This window comes from Cryobacterium zongtaii (assembly GCF_002909375.1).
GTDB classification, from domain to species: Bacteria; Actinomycetota; Actinomycetes; order Actinomycetales; family Microbacteriaceae; genus Cryobacterium; species Cryobacterium zongtaii.
Window position 1 is genome coordinate 217,447 of sequence record NZ_PPXD01000009.1, and the last position, 17,329, is coordinate 234,775.

The window sequence follows — 17,329 nt, forward strand, 5'->3', positions numbered from 1 at the left end:
GCTGCTCTCGGTGATCGCGCAACTGCTCAGCGCCACCGAAGGCCAGCCGCCGATTCACCTGGTCGACTGCGACCTCGGCGGGATCCTGCGCTCCAGCCTGGGCACCGCCCGGCAGCGCGCGCAGAGCGCCGGCATCACCATCAGCGCCCACGACAACGCCGCGGTGATCGCCAGGGTGGACCCGCTGGCGATCGAGCAGGCCATCGACAACCTGCTCGCCAACGCCATCAAGTTCTCACGGCCAGGGGCTCGGTCTCGCTCAGCGTCGACCACGACGAGACGCATGCGGTGGTGCGGGTCGCCGACGACGGCATCGGCCTCAGCGCCGAGGATCAGCGACAGGTCTTCGACAGGTTCTTCCGGGCCCGCAACTCCACCGAACTGGCCATCCCCGGCATGGGCCTGGGCCTGGCGATCGTGCGGGCCGTGGTGCACGCCCACCAGGGCACCGTGCAGGTCTCCAGTGTGCTCGGCGAGGGCAGCACTTTCACGGTGCGCCTGCCGCTGGTCAGCTGAGCGCGCGGTCCAGGTCGGCGATGAGGTCGGCCACGGCTTCGATACCCACCGAGAGGCGGATCAGGCCGGGGCCGATGCCCAAACGCTGGCGCAACTCCTGACTGAACGAGGCGTGCGTCGACGTGGCGGGGTGCAACGCCATCGACCGGGTGTCGCCGATGTTGGTCATGTGGCTGATCACCCGCAGCCGGTCGAGGAACCGGCCCGCCCCTGCTTCGCCGCCCCGCACGGTGAACGAGAACACCGAGCCGCTCCGGCCGCCGTAGAGCCGCTGGGCGAGGTCGAAAGCCGGATTGCCGGGCAGGCCGGCGTAGTCGACGCTCTGCACACCCGGATGCTCGGCCAGCCAGGCCGCGATGGCCAGCGAATTCGACAGGTGCCGTTCCATCCGCAGCGACAGCGTCTCGATGCCCTGGTGCAGCAGGAACGAGTTGAACGGGCTCAGCGCCGGGCCGATGTCGTTGACGACGGCTTCGCGGGTTGCTCGCGCATAGGCCGTGCGCCCGAACTTCTCGGCGATGGACGGCAGGCCCGCCGCGGACTTCGTGATCAGCGGGTACTCCCGGTCGGCGGCGGCCCAGTCGAAGCTGCCGCCGTCGACGATGGTGCCGGAGATCGCCGCGCCGTGTCCGCTGAGGAACTTGGTCGACGAGTGCACCACGACGTCTGCGCCGTGCTCGAACGGCCGGATCAGGAACGGCGACGCTATCGTGTTGTCGACCACGAACGGGATGCCGTGCCGTTGTGCGACCGCGGCGACCCGGCCGATGTCGACGATGTCGTTCTTCGGGTTGGGGATGGTCTCGCTGAAGATGGCCTTGGTGTTAGGCCGGATGACACGGTCCCACTCGTCGTCGTCGAATTCGTCCCAGACGTAGTCGACCGTGACCCCGAACCGGGCGAAGCTGCGCCCGAAGAGGATGCGGGTGCCGCTGTAGATGCTCGCTGTGGAGACTATGTGATCACCGGACTGCGCGATCGACAGCAGCGCCGCGGTGATCGCGGCCTGGCCGGAGGCCACCACGATGGCCTCGGTGCCGCCCTCGAGCGAGGCGATCCTTCGCTCCGCGACCCCGCCGGAGGGGTTGCGCTGCCGGGAGTAGATGAGACCGTCGGCCTCGCCGGCGAAGCGGGCCTTGGCATCCGTGAAGGAGTCGAACCTGAACCCCGCGGTCATGTTGATGGGCGAGATGCGGGCGCCGCTGGTGAGGTCGTCGTACTCGCCGGCGTGCACCTGGCGGGTGTCGAAGGCGTAGCCCTCCCAGTCGTACTCGGGCTGGGACGGACAGTCTGTGGTGGCGTCGAGGGTCACAGGGTCACTTTCAGTCGGTGCACGGCGACGGCCATCTGCCGCACCGCCTGCTCGAGAAGGGGGCGGGGCATGGCGAAGATCAGACGGGCATGGTTGGCGTACCCGGTGCCGCACAGGGCCCCGTCGGTGAGCGTGACCCCGGCCTCGGTGCGGAAGAAGTCGGCGATGGACCCCTCGAGACCCAACGCCGAACAGTCCAGCCAGGCTATGTAGGTGGCGTCCGGCAGCGAGTACCGCACCTCGGGCAGGTGCTCGTCGAGCAGGTCCCGCAGGGCCGTGCGGTTGCCGTCGAGATAGGTGATCACCTCGGCCAACCAGTCTCTGCCGTCGGCGTACGCGGCGGTGGCGGCGATGACCCCCGGCGTCGACGCACCGTGCACCACGCTGAAGCCGTAGACCTGGTAGACCTCTTCGTCGGCCGGGTTCGAGGTGATGAACTGCGCGGTCTTGAGGCCGGGCAGGTTCCAGGCTTTGGAGGCCGAGGTGGCCGTGATGGTGTGCCGGGCCGTCTCGCGGGAGATCGACGCGTACGGGATGTGCGGGGTATTGCCGTAGCGGAGCGGCGCGTGGATCTCGTCGGCGAAGACCCGGCCGTTGTGCCGCTCGACGACGTCGGCGATGGCTTCGAGCTCCGCCAGGGTCAGGGCCACGCCGGTGGGATTGTGCGGGTTGCAGAGCACGAGGGTGCGGGCGCCGGCATGGAACGCCCGGTCGATGCCGGCCAGGTCGTGACTCCAGCGACCGTCGACGGTGTGGCCGGGAACCTCGAAGATCTTCCGGCCCAGGGTGGGCGTGAAGCTGAGGAACGGCATGTACGACGGGGTGGGGACGATGACGCCGCTGCCGTCCGGCGAGAACCGGCGCACTGTCACGTCGAAGGCCGACATCACGTCGGACACCGGGTGGATGTTCTCCGGGGGCACGACCCAGCCGGAATCCTGCCGGAGCCAGTCCGCGGTGGCCTCGGCCATCAGCCGCGTCGTGGTGGGAGCGAGATAGCCCAGCTCGCCGGCGTTGACGGCTCGGTGCAGGGCGGCGGACACCGCGGGCGCCGTGCCGAAGTCCATCTCGGCCACCCAGGCGCCGATGGTGCCCGGGTGCAGGCTCCACTTGCGGCTGCTGGCACGGCTGAGCTCGTCACGAGTGATCTCGTCGAAACGTGAGTGAGTCATCGGGTACTTTCGCATCGAGCGTGCATGGGCCGTTTTCTGACCCTAGTAACCGGGCGGGGAGGGTGGAGGGACCTTTACGCCATGTGTCAGCGTGCGGGGACCGTCGTGACGTGGAAGGCTCGTCTCATGAGCCTTCTCCCCGCCACCCCCGTCGTCCACGTGCTGCACGAGAACCCGGACTGGTTCGGACCGTTCCAGGCCGCGTTCGAGGCGGCCGGGGTGCCGTACCGGGAATGGCTGCTCGTCGACGGTGTGCTCGACCTCGACGAGGCGCCGCCGGCCGGCATCTTCTGGTCGCGGATCAGCGCGTCGGCGCACACCCGCGGGCACGGCATGTCGAAGGACTACACCCGCAGCGTACTGAACTGGCTGGAGGCGTACGGCGCCCGCACCGTGAACGGCCGCCGCACCATCGAACTCGAGGTGAGCAAGGTCGATCAGCTCACCCGGCTGCGCGCGCAGGGCTTCGACGTGCCACGCACCCGCGTGGTCGTCGGCACGCACCGGCTCGCCGAAGCGGCAGCGGACTTCCCCACTCCGTTCATCACCAAGCACAACCAGGGCGGCAAGGGCCTGGGCGTGCAGAAGTTCGACAGCGCCGCCGAGTTGGCGGCGGCGATTGCGGCCGGCGAGTACGCGGAACCCGAGGACGGCATCTCGCTGCTGCAGGAGTTCGTGGTGTCAGCGCACGCCGAGGTCACCCGGGTCGAGATCGTGGGCGACGAGTTCATCTACGCGATCACCGCCGACACCGCCCGCGGCGGCTACCAGCTCTGCCCCGCGGATGCCTGCGCCATCGACCCGACCACCGGTGCGTTGCTGCTGCCGCCCGGGGCCACCATCATGCCGGAGGCCGGGCAGCAGATCTTCGCGCTGCGGGAGGGGTTCGAGCACCCGATCATCGACCGGTACCGGGACTTCCTGCGCACAGAGGGCATCGAGATCGCCGGGATCGAGTTCATCGAAACCGCCGACGCCCGGGTGGTGACCTACGACGTGAACACCAACACCAACTACAACGCAGAGATCGAGGCTGCAGCGCCGAAAAGCGGCCCTGGCGCGATCGTGGCCTACCTGGCCGGGGTGCTCGCCGCGTCCTACCCGCAGGTCGGCGGCAAGCCCTAACCTGCCCCGTCGTCGGTCGAGCTTGTCGAGACCCAGTGACGTGCGTGTGTGTCGTGTCTGAATCGTGCCGCGGACTGGCTCGGCGGTCAGTAGTCGACTCGGCGGCCGAAGCTGCGCTTGGCGCGGGGGCGTGGTGAGCAGAACGCCTCGCTGCCCAGGCGCACGAGCTCGTGCGGCTGGAGTCCGGCTGTGGCGGCGAAGGCCTCGAGGGAGGCGAAGCCGCCGCGCTTGGTGCGCTCGGCGACCGCCGCCTTGGCCGACCCGCGGTCCATCCCGGCGAGCTTCGCGAGCGTGCGCTGGTTCGCCGTGTTCACGTCGACGAGCTCGGCCGCGGGTGCGGGCGCAGCGGATGCCGGAGCCGGGGTCGAGGCGGCGCCGCGCGCGGCCGCGTCTTCCTCCGCACGGCGCTGGGCACGTGTGGACCGGCGCCGGCGCGGCGCCGCCGGCGCGGCAGCGGAATCGTCGAGGTAGTCCGACCTCGATGTGCCGCCGCCGCCCAGGAGCCGTTCCGCCTCCTTCGGCAGCGCCGCTGCACGCTGCGGCCTGCGCGTCGGTGCGCGCCGCGCCGCTCCGCCGCGGGGGTTGCCGAATATCGTGAGGCCGTTTTCGTTCCGCTCCCAGAGGAGCAGAAGCCAGCCCTGGTTGATGATCAAGCCGTGCAGCAAGACCACGAGGTACAGCGAGCCTTGGGCGATCTCACCCGCGGGATCCTCTGGAATCAGCACGATGATCGCGGCCACCCCGTACACACCGGCAATGATCCCCCAGGACCGGCGCCGGGCCACTATGGCCAGCAGCCCGAAGGCGAGCCACGCCAGTGCGCCGCCGCCGACCAGCAGGAGCAGCAACCACGAGCTGGCGCCGAGGCGCCAGTAGATCGACGGTCCCGTCGCGGTGGCCGTCACCGGTGCGCCGCGCGTGCGACTGGGGGCGTTCGTCATCGGTTCGTTACGCTCCCGCGCGGACGTTGAGCACCATGGTCACGGTGTCATCCGCCTCCCGGGTCTCCGAGACGAGCTCAAAGCCCGAACCAGCCGCTCGAGCGCGAATCTTCGCCGCGACGGCCTGTTGCACCATCGCGGCATATTCGGTGTCGAGCTGCTGCAGAAGTCCGGTGGCACTCGCGACGGTGACGTCCCGGCCGTCCAAGCCCTCCACATGAGCCTCCCAGACCGAATCCTCGGTGAGGGTCATGGTCAGCGAGACGCCGTCGATCTCGGCGGTGACACGCGAGCGTGACGCGTCGATGGCAGTGGCGCCGAGGTTCGTCAGAGCGTCGGCGAGCAGCGTGCTGTCCTTCATCCGGGTGCGTACCCGGATCGCGGGCCGAGATCCGGCGCCGTCCGTGCCCTTCGCCGTCACGGCAGCGCCGATCGCGCCGACACCGCCGGCAGCGGCGGCCGCGGCCAGGGCGAGGGGGAGGAGGATCAGGGTGACACTCATGCGCGTCTCGCTTTCGTTGCGGGCCGGTCCAGTCGGGGACCGAGGTCATGCAGGAGTTCTTCGAGCGCCGCGTCGTCGGCCCAACCGTTCACGTCGATCCGGCCGTCGGGGTGGATGCGGATTTCGAGCCGGTCGAGCCCGCCCTCCAGTTCGATCCGGGCGACCTCGGCGGCGTAGGCCGGGGTGAGCGCACGGATGCCCTGATTGGTCGACCCGAGCCAGGGGCGCCCGGCATCGGGCCGGTCACGCAGGTACGGTCCGTCGATGAGCAGGTCGGTGGCGTCGAGCAGCCGGGCGATGTCCGGCCGGGTCACCGACCAGCCGGTGAGCAGGTCGAGCGGGTAACCGGAGAAGGTCATCACGGTCAGCCCGGCTGTGCGGAAGGCTTCCGCAATCGACGCGAGTGCGGCGGCCTGATCGAAGGGTTCACCGCCGAGAAGGGTGATTCCTTCGACGCCGGCGCTGACCGCATCCGCTGCAAAACGCTCGGCGAGCTGCGCCGTGTTCTCGACCGTGCCGCCGATCTCGGCCCAGAGCTGCGGGTTGAAGCAGCCGGGGCAGTGCACACTGCAGCCCTGCACCCACAGTGCCGAGCGCAGGCCGGGGCCTTCGGCGGTCGTCGCGGCCAGGAAGCGCGACCAGCGCAGGTCGGTGCCCGGCTTGGCGATCGGCTCGACAATGCCCAAGAGCAGGGTCATCTGGCGCCGTCCCAGTTCTCTGCCGTCGTCTCCTGCTCCGCGGCGACCTGCGCGTACGCGTCCGTGAATGACGACGATGTCGTCTCGGCCTCGAGCATGTTCTCGAGCACGATGATGTAGTCCAGGCACTCGTTGCCGAACATGCCGAGGGTTTCGGCGTGCACGGTACCGTCGGGCCGGACCTGCACGATGAGCTGCTTGTCTGTCATGGGGTGTCCTTAGAAGTCAACGGTGCGTCCGCCGCGGCGGCTGGAAAGCCCCGCACCGGTGGTGTCGCCGGCGCCGACCAGCGCGTCTTCGTGGGGGTCGATGTCTTCGCTGCCGGTCGCCCGCACGGCGCGGACCTCGGCCCAGGCGCGGATGGCCTGCACCTCCTCGGCCTGGGTGACGGCGAGCGGGATCATATTGGTGATCGCCTCGGTGAGATCGTGCAGGGTCGCCGGCCGGCGTTCGGCGAAGGCCTCGTAGAGCGCCACGATGACGGCCTGCTCGATCTCGGCGCCGGAGTAGTTGTCGCTGTCGTCGACGAGCTTCTCCACGTCGGATGCGCCGATGGCCGCGAGCCCGTTGCCGGCGGTGGCGTTGGAGGCGAGCTGGATGCTCCAGATGGCGCGCCGCTCGACGGCGGTGGGCAGGTCGACGAAGAAGATCTCGTCGAACCGGCCCTTGCGCATGAACTCCGGCGGCAGCGAGTCGATGTTGTTGGCCGTGGCGACGACGAACACCGGATGCTGCTTCTCCTGCATCCAGGTGAGGAAGTACCCGAACACGCGCGCGGTGGTGCCGGAGTCTCCGGTGCCCGTGGTGTTGGAGAAGCCCTTCTCGATCTCATCGACCCAGAGGATGCACGGGGCCACGGCCTCGGCGGTGGCGAGTGCGGTGCGGAGGTTCTGCTCCGAGGAGCCGACGAGTCCGGAGAAGATCCGGCCGATGTCGAGCCGGAGCAGCGGCAGCCCCCACGACGCCGCCATCGCCTTCGCGGTCAGCGACTTTCCACAGCCGGGAACGCCGGTGATGAGGACTCCCTTCGGGGCCGGCAGGCCGAACTCCTCGGCCTCGGCCAGCCAGGAGCCGTCGCGCCTGGACAACCACCGCTTGAGGTTGTTCAGACCGCCGACGGAGTCGAGGTCGAGGGCTTTGGTGACGAAGTCGAGCAGGCCGGACTTGCTGACGATCTGGCGTTTCTCGTCGAGCACGACGGTGATGTCGCTCGAGGTGAGCCGGCCGTCGTCGACCATCGCACGGGCGAACGCGTTCTCGGCCTCGGACATGGTCAGGCCGCGGGCGGCCTGCACCAGGGCCTCGAGGGTCTTTTCGTCGGCCTGCACCTTGATCCGGCCGCTGCCCGACGCGTTGTTCTCGATCATGGTGTCGAGCATCGAGCGCAGTTCGGTGGTGTTCGGCAGCGGGAACTCGAGCAGGTGGGCGAGCTTGTCCAGCTCGGGTGGGATGCACCGAACCGGAGCCGTCACGACCAGCGCGCGGGCGGCATCCGCGTGGCGCAGTTCGAGAACGGTCTCGCGCACCTTGCGGATGATGACGGGGTCGCCGGGGCGTTGCTCGGTGCCGAAGTAGGCGTGCAGGTCGCAGAACACGAAGACGGCGTTCTCGGAGATGCCGACGATGTGATCGAGCGCCCGGGCGGGAGTGGTCGTGTTGTTGATGCCCTTGCCGTCGGGACCGATCAGCCCGGTTGCGCTCGTCCAGGTCCACACCTCGCGGGGGCGCCGTAGCGCCTGGGCGGCGCGGGTGACCTCTTCGAGGGCGCGCACCTCCTCGCTGGTTTCGATGTACAACAGCGGCAGGCGGGCCTTGAAGGCCTGGTCGAGCGTCTCGGCGAAACTCATGGTGTTCCTCTCGGGGTTTCGGCGGGGTCCGGTTCGACAACTGTCGGGGCATCCAGCGCCAGTTCGTCGATGTCGACCGACCAGGCACCCCGGCCGTCGTCGGCCTCGATGGAGATGTAAACGGCGTCGGTGGGGTCCCAGGACAGGCGTTGATCGACGTCGCCGGACTCGATGATGGGTCGGTCTGACCGCTCCCCGATGGTCTGGATGGTCACGTAGAAGATTCCCTCGCCCTTGTGCTGGAAGCGTGCGCTGACCGCGTCGCCGCGGTAGACGAGGAAGTCGTTGCCCTCGCCGCTGGCGAACCCGTCGGTGATCTCGTCGACCTCCGCCTTTTGCAGGGTGAGCTCCCACGGGTCGTCGGTACGCACCCACAGTTCGAGGTCGCCGTCGGGCGGGAGGACGAGTGCTTCATCGTCGGGGTCGTAGAAGTACCCGATGTTCTCCGGGTAGCCGCGGTCATCGGCGGGCTGGTTGAGATCCTCGACCCTGGTGGCGTAGAGGTCGAGATAGTCGCCAGAGACGAGCCGCACGATGTAGGGGTCTTGAGCGTGGTCCTCGAGGGGAATGCGGATCAGGCCGCTGCCCTCGCCCGAATAGGTGGTGCCGTCTGGTTCGAAAACCGGCGGATCCTCGACGTCCCACGGGTTCTCCCCGTCGCCGAGGATCGCGAAGCCCTCGTCGCCGATCCCGACGTCGGCGTAGGTGTTGAGTGCGCCGATAAAGAGAACCACGGCGCCCCAGGCCCAGACCCACACCGAGAACGTGCGGATACGTCGCCGAGCCGTGCTCGACACCGAGACGTTCCCCATACTCACGATGCGTCTCCTCCCCCCGGTGCGCGCGGCGCAGTGTTCACAGACTACTGGGGGCAAAGCCGAGGCGAGCGGGCGGAACGGTTGTACAGTCGCGCTGAACGGATCCGTTCCGACCGAGCAACCGAGAGGAAACGATCGTCATGACGACCCCCGGCCGCGGTAGCGAGACCGGAGAGCGGACCCCGTGGCTGCCGCCGCGCTGGTTCGTCGTGCTGGCCTGGAAAGTGCACAGGGCCCTGTTCCGCCTGACCGGTGGACGACGTGGACTGTGGCGTGCGCGGCCCCAGCGGTGGGGTGCGCTGCGGCTGACCACGACCGGGCGCCGCAGCGGTCAGGAACGGTCCGTGATCGTGGGCTATCTGGAGGACGGCCCGAACCTGGTGACCCTGGCGATGAACGGCTGGGGCGAAGCCGAGCCCGCGTGGTGGCTGAACCTGCAGGCGCAGCCGCGCTGCGAGGTCCAGCTCGCCGATGGGACCCGCCACGTCGTCGCGCGCGCCGCGACCGGAGGGGAACGTTCCCGGCTGTGGGACCGCTGGCGGACGGTGGACAAGGACCTCGACGGTTTGGCCCGCCGCCGCCCGACCGAAACTGCCGTTGTGGTCCTCGAACCTGTTCCCGCCTCCCGCGAACCGTGAGTTAAGCACCGGAATCTGGCGGTTCCTGGGGCAAAACTCACGGTTCGCGGGCTGAGGGTTAGGCTTTTCGGATGCGTGCAACAGTTATTTACGGCGAGCGGGATGTCCGACTCGATGAAGTTCCCAACCCCGTCCTGTCCACCGGCGGTGACGCCATCGTGCGGGTGGTGGCGGCCTGCGTCTGCGGGTCAGACCTCTGGCCGTACCGCGGCGTGACCGCCACCGACGAGCCGCACCGGATCGGCCACGAGTTCGTCGGCATCGTCGACGAGATCGGTCCTGACGTCACCACCATCAAGGTCGGCGACTTCGTCATCGCCCCGTTCTACGACTGCGACAACACCTGCGTCAACTGCCGGAACGGCGTCAGCACCTCCTGCCTCAACGGCGGCTGGTGGGGCTCGGACGACCAGCTCGGCGGCTTCGCCGACGGCGCCCAGGGCGAACGGGTGCGGGTTCCGCACGCCGACGGTTCGCTTGTCGCCACCCCCGTACAGCCCACGGATGACCAGGTCCCTGGCCTGCTCACCCTCGCCGATGTGATGGGCACCGGCCACCACGCTGCCGTCTCGGCCGGCGTCACCGTCGGCAGCACCGTCGTCGTGGTCGGCGACGGGGCCGTGGGCCTCTGCGCGATCATCGCCGCCAAGCGCCTGGGCGCGTCCCGCATCGTGGCCATGTCCCGTCACGCCGACCGGCAGGCCGTCGCCCGCGAATTCGGTGCCACCGACATCGTCGAGGAGCGGGGCGACGCGGGTGTCGAGAGCATCCTGGAGATGTTCGACGGTGTCGGCGCCGACTGCGTGCTCGAGTGCGTTGGCACCGAGGAGTCGATGGACCAGGCGATCCGCTCGACCCGGCCCGGCGGCATGGTCGGCTACGTCGGCGTGCCCAACGGCGGCGCCGAGCTGCCGATCAAGGCCCTCTTCGGCCGCAACGTGGGCGTGAACGGCGGCGTCGCATCCGTGCGCGGATACGTTGAGGAGCTGCTGCCCGAGGTGCTCAGCGGAGCGATCAACCCCGGCCGGGTCTTCGACCTGCAGCTGCCGCTGTCCGAAGTGGCGCTGGCCTACGCCGCCATGGACGAGCGCCGCGCCATCAAGGTGCTGCTGCGCCCGTAGCCCCGTCGCGAACCGCGAACGCCCCTCTGCTCGCCGAGCGGAGGGGCGTTCTTTGGTTCAGGGGCTTAGTCGTTGACCAGCAGGATCTCGGTCAGCGGCTTGCGGGTGCGCGGCGCGATCTCGCGTTCGAGCAGTTCGGGGCTGAGCGCGTCGGCGTCGCCGAGCACACCCAGCACGGTCACGGTGACGGCGTCCTGGTTCTCCTTGAGACGGAACGCACTTGCCAGCGCCTTGCGGTCGATACCGCCCAGCTGGTGGCTGAACAGGCCCTCGTGCTGGGCCTGGATGGTGAGGTGAGCGACGGCCTGGCCGAGGTCGTACTGCGCCCAGGGGTTGTCACCTTCGGCGATGTTGAGGATCAGCACCGACGCCTTGTCGGCCCAGGCCTGGTTGAAGCCCATCAGGTTCGCGTGGATCTTGGCGAAGCTCTCGGAACCGCGGCGTGCGACGATGAACCGGGCCGGCTGGTTGTTGTTGCCGGATGGCGCCCAGCGGGCGGCCTCGAGCACGGTGGTGAGGGTGTCCTCGTCGATGACGGCGGTCGGGTCGAAGCCGCGCGGGCTCCAGCGCTCGGCCATCGCGGGGAGGATCGGAGCCGTCGTGTCCGCGGCGCGGCTGTGGGTGTCGGTGATGAGGGTCATGATGCCCGGCTTTCTCTGGTGCGTGTCTGTCGATTGGTGCGGGGCATCATCGTCCCAATCTGGTCAACGCGGTGCGGGCGCGGTTATTCCATGCGCCCGCATATTTGACCCGATACCGTCGGTCAGGCGGTGTGCTCGGCCGCCGCTTCGAGATTGTCGCGCACCTTGCGGCGCAGCACCTTGCCGATCAGCGACCGGGGTAGGTCGTCGACCTCGACGATACGGCGGGGCACCTTGTAGGCAGAGATGCGGGTGCGGCAGTACTCCCGCAGGCCGGCCACGTCGAGGGTGGCGCCGGCGATCAGCACCACGGCGGCCACGACATCCTCGCCGCCGTGCTCGCTCTTGAGGCCGACCACGGCGGCGTCGGCAATGTCGGGGTGCGAGAGCAGGGCGGCCTCCACCTCGGAGGGCGATACGTTGAAGCCGCCGGTGATGATCAGTTCCTTGATGCGGTCCACGATGGTGACGAAGCCGTCCGGCGACACCGTGACGATGTCACCGGTGCGCAACCAGCCATCCGCCAGCAGGGTCTGGGCGGTTTCGGTGGGGCGGTCCCAGTAGCCGGAGAACACCTGCGGGCCACGGATCAGCAGCTCGCCTTCTTCGTCGAAGCCGCGGTCGACCGCGGGGTTCGCGGGGTCGACGACCCGGATCTCGGTGCTCGGGAACGGGACGCCTACGGTGCCATTGCGCCGGCTCTCGCCCATCGGGTTGCCCACCGCGATCGGCGAACACTCGGTCATGCCGTACCCCTCGACGAGTACGCCGCCGGTGGCCTCCTCCCACAGCTGGACAGTGGACTGGGGCAGGCTCATCGCCCCGGAAATGGCGTACTTGGTGCCGCGAAGGCTGACCTTCTGCGCGTTGGCGGCCGTCACGAGCTTCTCGTAAATCGGGGGCACCGCGGGCAGGAAGGTGGGAGGGGTGCGTTTGACCGCGTTGAGCACCAGGCCCACGTCGAACTTGGGGAACAGCACCAGCCGGGCGCCGATCGACATCGCGACGGTGAGGCAGAGGGTGAGGCCGTAGGCGTGGAACATCGGCAGGACGCCGTAGAAGACCTCGTTGCCGCGCTCGAGCCCAGGCACCCAGGCTTCGCTCTGCTGGGCGTTGGCCTGCAGGTTGAAGTGGGTGAGGATGGCGCCCTTGGGCGAGCCGGTGGTGCCGCTGGTGTACTGCAGCACGGCGGTGTCGCCGAGCAGCGGGCGCGGATGCGCGGTGCGCAGCCGGCGGGAACCCACCAGGGCGCTCCACTCGATGGCGTCCTTGAGCGGCTGGGCCACGGTGAGGGCAGCGCGGGCGGTGCGGGACTTGGGGATCGGCAGGCGCAGGGCCAGCCGGGTGGTCAGCGGCATCGACTTGGTGACGTCGACGGCCACGACGGTGTGCAGACCCATGTCGCGGGGGAAGCCGCGCACCGTGGTGTACACCTTGTCCCAGACGATGGCGACGCTGGCGCCGTGGTCCTCGAACTGGTGGCGCAGCTCACGTTCGGTGTAGAGCGGGTTGTGCTCCACCACGATCGCGCCGAGCCGCAGCACGGCGTAGAACGCGACGATGTGCTGCGGGCAGTTCGGCAGCACCAGGGCCACCCTGTCGCCGGGCTTGACGCCGAGCCGGCGCAGGCCGTTCGCCACGCGAGAGATCTCATCGCCCAGCTGCCCGTAGGTCATGGTGCCGCCGAAGAAGTCCAGCGCCACCTTGTCGGCGAACCGGCGGGTGGAGCCCTCGATCATGTCGATGAGGGTCTCGGTGGGATCAGTGATCGTGTTGGGCACGCCCGCGGCGTATGAGCTCAACCAGGGCTTGTTCGTGAAGACGTTCATGCGCTGATCAGTTCCTTCTTCAGGGCGGCGACAAAATCGTCGACGTCGTCGGGGGTGGTGTCGAAGCCGCACATCCAGCGCACCTCGCCGGTGGCCGGGTTCCAGTCGTAGAACCTGTAGAACTCGCGCACCTTGTCGGCCACGCCGGCGGGCAGCACGGCGAAGATCGCGTTGGCCTGGGTGGGCTGGCTGAACGAGAGTCCGGTCACCGAGCCATCCGCCAGACCCTCTTCGAGCGCGCCGCGCAGGCGTGCGGCCATGGCGTTGGCGTGGTCGGCGTTCCGCAGCCACAGGTCGCTGTCAAGCAGGGCGATCAGCTGGGCCGAGATGAAGCGCATCTTCGAGGACAGCTGCATGTTGAGCTTCCGCAGGTACTTGAGCCCGGTGGATGAGGTGGGGTTGAGCACCACAATGCACTCGCCGAGCATCATGCCGTTCTTGGTGCCGCCGAAGCTGAGCACGTCGACACCGGCGTCGCTGGTGAACTCCCGGAACGGCACCCCGAGGGCGGCCGCGGCGTTGGAGATGCGGGCGCCGTCCATGTGCAGCAGCATGCCATTGGCGTGCGCGTGGTCGGCGATGGCGCGCACCTCTGCGGGCGTGTACAGGGTGCCGAGCTCGGTGGTCTGGGTGATCGACACCACGAGCGGCTGGGCGCGGTGCTCGTCGCCCCAGCCCCAGGCCTCCTGGTCGATCAGGGCGGGAGTGAGCTTGCCGTCCGGCGTCTCGATCGGCAGCAGCTTGAGGCCGCCGACCCGCTCGGGAGCACCGCCCTCGTCGGTGTTGATGTGCGCGGTGCTCGCGCAGATCACCGCTCCCCAGCGCGGCAGCATCGACTGCAGCCCGGTGACGTTGGCGCCGGTGCCGTTGAACACCGGGAACGCCTCGACGCCGTCACCGAAGTGCCGCGCGAAAACGCGCTGCAGCTCGGCTGTGTAGACGTCGTCGCCGTAGGCGATCTGATGGGCGCCGTTGGCCCGCACGATGGCGTCGAGAATCTCCGGGTGGATGCCCGAATAGTTGTCGGACGCGAAACCGCGGGAGAGCAGGTCATGGAGGGAGGTCACCCCTCCATCTTGGCGTAAACCTGGGTGGCGAATCTGTGCGTCTGCTCCGGGGTGTCGCACGGATTGTGTGCCTGCACAGCGTGTCAACACCCCGGGTCAGGCCCGGATTCGCGCTTTCGCGCCGATCAGCCGCGCAGGGCCTGCTTGATGGTGACGCGGCCGCCCATCCGCAGCAGCGAATTGCGGTAGATGCGCGAGCCCAGGATGATCACTCCGGCCGTGGTCACGGCGAGGATGATCAGCGCCAGCACCGGCTCCCACCACTCGGCCGAGCCCAGGAAGATGCGCACGGGCATCCCGACCGGTGCGGAGAACGGGACGTAGGACATGATGGCCATCACGAGCGGGTTGTCGTTGAAGAAGATCACCAGGAAGTAGGGGATCATCACGAGGTACGTCACCGGTGCGGTGGTCGAGCCCACGTCTTCCTGGCGGGACACCATCGACGCCGTCGCCGCGAACAGGGCGGCGATCATCACGAAGCCGAAGGCGAAAAACACCGCGAACCAGCCGATGGCCGGACCCAGGTCGGCCAGCAGCACCCGTTGGCCGGTGACCGCCATGCCGATGCCCACGAGCAGGGCGATGGCCACGATCTGACCCAGCGCCATGATCGAGTTGCCCACCACCTTGCCCGCCAGCAGGGCGCGCACGGGGATGGCGGACATCAGGATCTCGACGACCCGGGTCTGCTTCTCTTCGACCACGCTCTGCGCGATGGTGGAGCCGAAGGTCAGCGCCGACATGAAGAACACCAGGCCGAAGCCGAGCGCCACGATGTAGACGAGGAAGCCGCCCTGTTCGGCCGGGTCGAGCAGTTCGACGGCGGGGGAGACGCTGAGCGCGTTCATGACCGCGCTCGGTGGTGAATCAAGGGCGATCACGCTGACGCCGAGCAGGGAGTCGTCAGGCACCACGGCGGCTTCGACGGTGCCGTCGCGCACCAGGGCCTCCGCCTCAGCGACGCCGTCGGCGGGGACCATGGTGAGACCGGCGGCCTCGCCGACCACGGATCCGGCCGAGCCGACCACAGCCACCGAGGTGGTGGACGGGTTGGCGCTCATGATGCCGCCGGCGACGACGGAGCCGACCGCGATCAGCAGCAGGATGCCGGTGGAGATCAGGAAGGCCTTGCTGCGCAGGCGCGAGACGATCTCGCGGGTGGCGACCAGCCAGACGCTGGCCCAGAAATTGGGCGCGGGGGGTGTGGTGCGGGCTGCGGCGCTCTGGCGGGGTTCTGTTCCGGTGCCAGTGCCAGTGCCAGGTTCGGTGTCGGTGCTCATCGCACGACCTCCTTGAAGATGGTGGAGAGGGAGGGCCGGAGGTGGCCGAAGGAGTGCACGGCGCCGCGGGTGAGGGCCTCGCGGAGGACCTGCTGGCTGGCGGCGTCGGAGTCGGCTTCGAAGACGGCTTCGCCGCCGTCGAAGTCGATCACGGTGATGCCGGACACGCCGCGGATCCAGCCGGCGTCTGCATCCGTGTGGATTTCGAACCTGGGGGTGCTGAACTGCTCGCGCAGGCGTTCGCGGGACCCGTTGGCGCGGATTTCGCCGGCGGCGATGATCACGAGGTCGTCGCAGAGCCGTTCGACGAGGTCGAGCTGGTGCGAGGAGAACAGCACGGGGGCGCCGGCGGCGGCACGCTCCTTGAGTACCGTGAGAACCACCTCGACGGCGATGGGGTCGAGGCCGGAGAACGGTTCGTCGAGGACCAGGAACTCGGGGTCGTGCACGAGCGCTGCGGCGATCTGGGCGCGCTGCTGGTTGCCCAGCGACAGGGCCTCGACGAGATCGTTGGCGCGCTCGCCGAGGCCGAGCCGCTCGAGCAGGTCGTTGGCGTTGCGCTTGGCGGCGCTGGTGCTCATGCCGTGCAGCCGCGCCAGGTAGACCAGCTGTTCGGCGACCTTCATCTTGGGGTAGAGGCCGCGTTCCTCCGGCATGTAGCCGAACCGGCGCCGGTCACCGGCGGTGAGCGCGACGCCGTCGAGCAGCACGCTGCCGGAATCCGGCGAGAGCACCCCCAGAATGATGCGCATCGACGTGGTCTTGCCGGCACCGTTGGCGCCGACGAAGCCGGTCATGCGGCCAGCGCCCACACTAAAGCTCACATCGGTGAGCACCTGGTGGGTGCCGTAATGCTTGTTGATGTCCCTGATCTCGAGCATGTCTGCCCTTTCGTTGCGTACCGTCAACGCTAGGGATGCGGGGCCGTGGCCGCATCCGCCTGCGGGGTGAGTGCCTGCCTCCGCCCACAGGGTGAGGCGCTCGGCCCTACTCTTCGTCCCAGGGTAGTTCGGTGCCGAAGGGAATCGGGTTGAGCGGGATGATGATGACCGGACGTTGCTGGCCGTGGGCGAGGCGCACGGCCACCGATCCGGTGAAGAAGGACCGGAGGGTGTGCCGCACGGTGGGTTCCCGGGACCCGACGACGATCATCATGGCCCGCACGGTGCCGGCGAGATGGCCTAGCGCCCTAGCGGGCTCGCCGGCGAGGGCCCGGGTCGACCAGCCGACCCCGCGGCCGGCCAGCACCCGTTCGATCTGGGCGCGCAGGCCCGGGTCGAACTCGGCGGCCGCCTGCTCAAACGAGTCCGGGTCGAAGGAGGCGCTCGTCATGCTGCCGTCGGGCAGCTCCTCGAGCATGAAGCGACTCGGGTCCACCGAGGCGCAGATCAGCTCGGCACCGAATTGGGCGGCGAATTCCGATGCGGCCAGGACCACGGCATCGGGCTGGCCCGCCGTGACACCGACGACAACGGGCGGGTGTGTGCGCACCATGGCTGCTCCTTCGCGACGCAGGACTCCGGCGCCGTTCCCCCGGTGCCGGGCTCTGCCTCGACCCTAGCGGGGATACCCGGCTCAGAACGGCGGCGGGTCCTCGGACGCGGGCTGGCTTCGCGCGTGTGCTGGCGTGGCCGCCGAGCTGCTGGGGCCGACTGGTCGTCCGTCGTAGCCGGCGAGGTACGCGGCGGGGTCGTAGGTGATGGGGTCGGTGTTGGTGGGGGCTGAGGTGTAGGTCTTGCCGGCGGGGGTGGTCCAGGTGAGGGCGCCGCCGGGGCCTTGGCGGGTGGTGAAGCTGGATTGGTGTTTGAGGCGGTGGCAG

Annotated in this window: 18 protein-coding genes and 1 pseudogene; 4 read left to right on the plus strand and 15 right to left on the minus strand. The window is 69.0% G+C overall.

Annotated elements, in window-relative coordinates:
• Positions 1-66: 66 nt before the first annotated feature.
• Positions 67-516: a sensor histidine kinase gene (locus tag C3B61_RS20170; protein WP_103460327.1), complete on the plus strand. Its 450-nt coding sequence runs from the start codon at positions 67-69 to the stop codon at positions 514-516.
• Here C3B61_RS20170 and C3B61_RS09190 read toward each other — a convergent pair.
• Together C3B61_RS09190 and C3B61_RS09195 are read right to left on the minus strand one after the other, a co-directional pair.
• Positions 509-1,828, minus strand: a complete 1,320-nt coding sequence (locus C3B61_RS09190; protein WP_103460328.1) for an O-acetylhomoserine aminocarboxypropyltransferase/cysteine synthase family protein — start codon at positions 1,826-1,828, stop codon at positions 509-511. The genes C3B61_RS20170 and C3B61_RS09190 overlap by 8 nt on opposite strands.
• Entirely contained in the window at positions 1,825-3,000 is a 1,176-nt protein-coding gene (locus C3B61_RS09195; protein WP_103460329.1) for a MalY/PatB family protein, read from the minus strand. The genes C3B61_RS09190 and C3B61_RS09195 overlap by 4 nt, the downstream gene beginning before the upstream one ends.
• Before the next feature lie 126 nt (positions 3,001-3,126).
• On the opposite strand from C3B61_RS09195, the gene C3B61_RS09200 reads away from it, so the two are divergent.
• Complete coding sequence (locus tag C3B61_RS09200) at positions 3,127-4,125, plus strand: ATP-grasp domain-containing protein (protein ID WP_103460330.1); 999 nt, start codon at positions 3,127-3,129, stop codon at positions 4,123-4,125.
• A gap of 86 nt (positions 4,126-4,211) precedes the next feature.
• Here C3B61_RS09200 and C3B61_RS09205 read toward each other — a convergent pair whose 3' ends face one another.
• Genes C3B61_RS09205 through C3B61_RS09230 form a run of 6 tightly spaced genes read right to left on the minus strand, consistent with a single transcriptional unit; the run spans position 4,212 to position 8,931 of the window.
• Positions 4,212-5,066, minus strand: a complete 855-nt coding sequence (locus C3B61_RS09205) for a ComEA family DNA-binding protein (protein ID WP_103460331.1) — start codon at positions 5,064-5,066, stop codon at positions 4,212-4,214.
• A gap of 7 nt (positions 5,067-5,073) precedes the next feature.
• Positions 5,074-5,568 (minus strand): hypothetical protein, encoded by a 495-nt coding sequence (locus tag C3B61_RS09210; RefSeq protein ID WP_103460332.1) that lies wholly within the window; start codon positions 5,566-5,568, stop codon positions 5,074-5,076.
• Positions 5,565-6,266 (minus strand): 4Fe-4S single cluster domain-containing protein, encoded by a 702-nt coding sequence (locus tag C3B61_RS09215; RefSeq protein ID WP_103460333.1) that lies wholly within the window; start codon positions 6,264-6,266, stop codon positions 5,565-5,567. Before C3B61_RS09215 ends, C3B61_RS09210 begins: the two co-directional genes overlap by 4 nt.
• Positions 6,263-6,475, minus strand: coding sequence for a DUF2997 domain-containing protein (locus tag C3B61_RS09220; protein ID WP_103460334.1), 213 nt, complete (start codon positions 6,473-6,475; stop codon positions 6,263-6,265). Before C3B61_RS09220 ends, C3B61_RS09215 begins: the two co-directional genes overlap by 4 nt.
• Before the next feature lie 9 nt (positions 6,476-6,484).
• Positions 6,485-8,113 (minus strand): AAA family ATPase, encoded by a 1,629-nt coding sequence (locus tag C3B61_RS09225; protein ID WP_103460335.1) that lies wholly within the window; start codon positions 8,111-8,113, stop codon positions 6,485-6,487.
• Positions 8,110-8,931 (minus strand): hypothetical protein, encoded by an 822-nt coding sequence (locus C3B61_RS09230; protein WP_133160252.1) that lies wholly within the window; start codon positions 8,929-8,931, stop codon positions 8,110-8,112. The genes C3B61_RS09225 and C3B61_RS09230 overlap by 4 nt, the downstream gene beginning before the upstream one ends.
• 140 nt (positions 8,932-9,071) lie before the next feature.
• Between C3B61_RS09230 and C3B61_RS09235 the strand changes: the two genes are divergently transcribed.
• A complete protein-coding gene (locus tag C3B61_RS09235) occupies positions 9,072-9,569 on the plus strand; it encodes a nitroreductase/quinone reductase family protein (protein WP_103460337.1) in 498 nt (165 codons plus the stop codon).
• 71 nt (positions 9,570-9,640) lie between these two features.
• Complete coding sequence (locus C3B61_RS09240) at positions 9,641-10,690, plus strand: zinc-dependent alcohol dehydrogenase family protein (RefSeq protein WP_103460338.1); 1,050 nt, start codon at positions 9,641-9,643, stop codon at positions 10,688-10,690.
• A gap of 65 nt (positions 10,691-10,755) precedes the next feature.
• Here the strand turns inward: C3B61_RS09240 and C3B61_RS09245 are convergent, their stop codons facing one another.
• From C3B61_RS09245 to C3B61_RS19665, 7 genes and pseudogenes are all read right to left on the minus strand, one after another.
• Positions 10,756-11,331 (minus strand): nitroreductase family protein, encoded by a 576-nt coding sequence (locus tag C3B61_RS09245; RefSeq protein ID WP_103460339.1) that lies wholly within the window; start codon positions 11,329-11,331, stop codon positions 10,756-10,758.
• Between the two features lie 122 nt (positions 11,332-11,453).
• Positions 11,454-13,160, minus strand: a complete 1,707-nt coding sequence (locus C3B61_RS09250) for a long-chain-fatty-acid--CoA ligase (protein WP_103460340.1) — start codon at positions 13,158-13,160, stop codon at positions 11,454-11,456.
• Complete coding sequence (locus C3B61_RS09255) at positions 13,157-14,227, minus strand: threonine aldolase family protein (RefSeq protein ID WP_103460341.1); 1,071 nt, start codon at positions 14,225-14,227, stop codon at positions 13,157-13,159. The genes C3B61_RS09250 and C3B61_RS09255 overlap by 4 nt, the downstream gene beginning before the upstream one ends.
• Positions 14,228-14,352: 125 nt before the next feature.
• A complete protein-coding gene (locus tag C3B61_RS09260) occupies positions 14,353-15,510 on the minus strand; it encodes an ABC transporter permease (RefSeq protein WP_103460342.1) in 1,158 nt (385 codons plus the stop codon).
• Entirely contained in the window at positions 15,507-16,391 is an 885-nt protein-coding gene (locus C3B61_RS09265; protein ID WP_103460343.1) for an ABC transporter ATP-binding protein, read from the minus strand. Before C3B61_RS09265 ends, C3B61_RS09260 begins: the two co-directional genes overlap by 4 nt.
• Before the next feature lie 106 nt (positions 16,392-16,497).
• Positions 16,498-17,004, minus strand: coding sequence for a universal stress protein (locus C3B61_RS09270; protein ID WP_103460344.1), 507 nt, complete (start codon positions 17,002-17,004; stop codon positions 16,498-16,500).
• An 81-nt stretch (positions 17,005-17,085) separates the two neighbouring features.
• A pseudogene (locus tag C3B61_RS19665) lies at positions 17,086-17,329 on the minus strand (hypothetical protein); the annotation flags it as partial.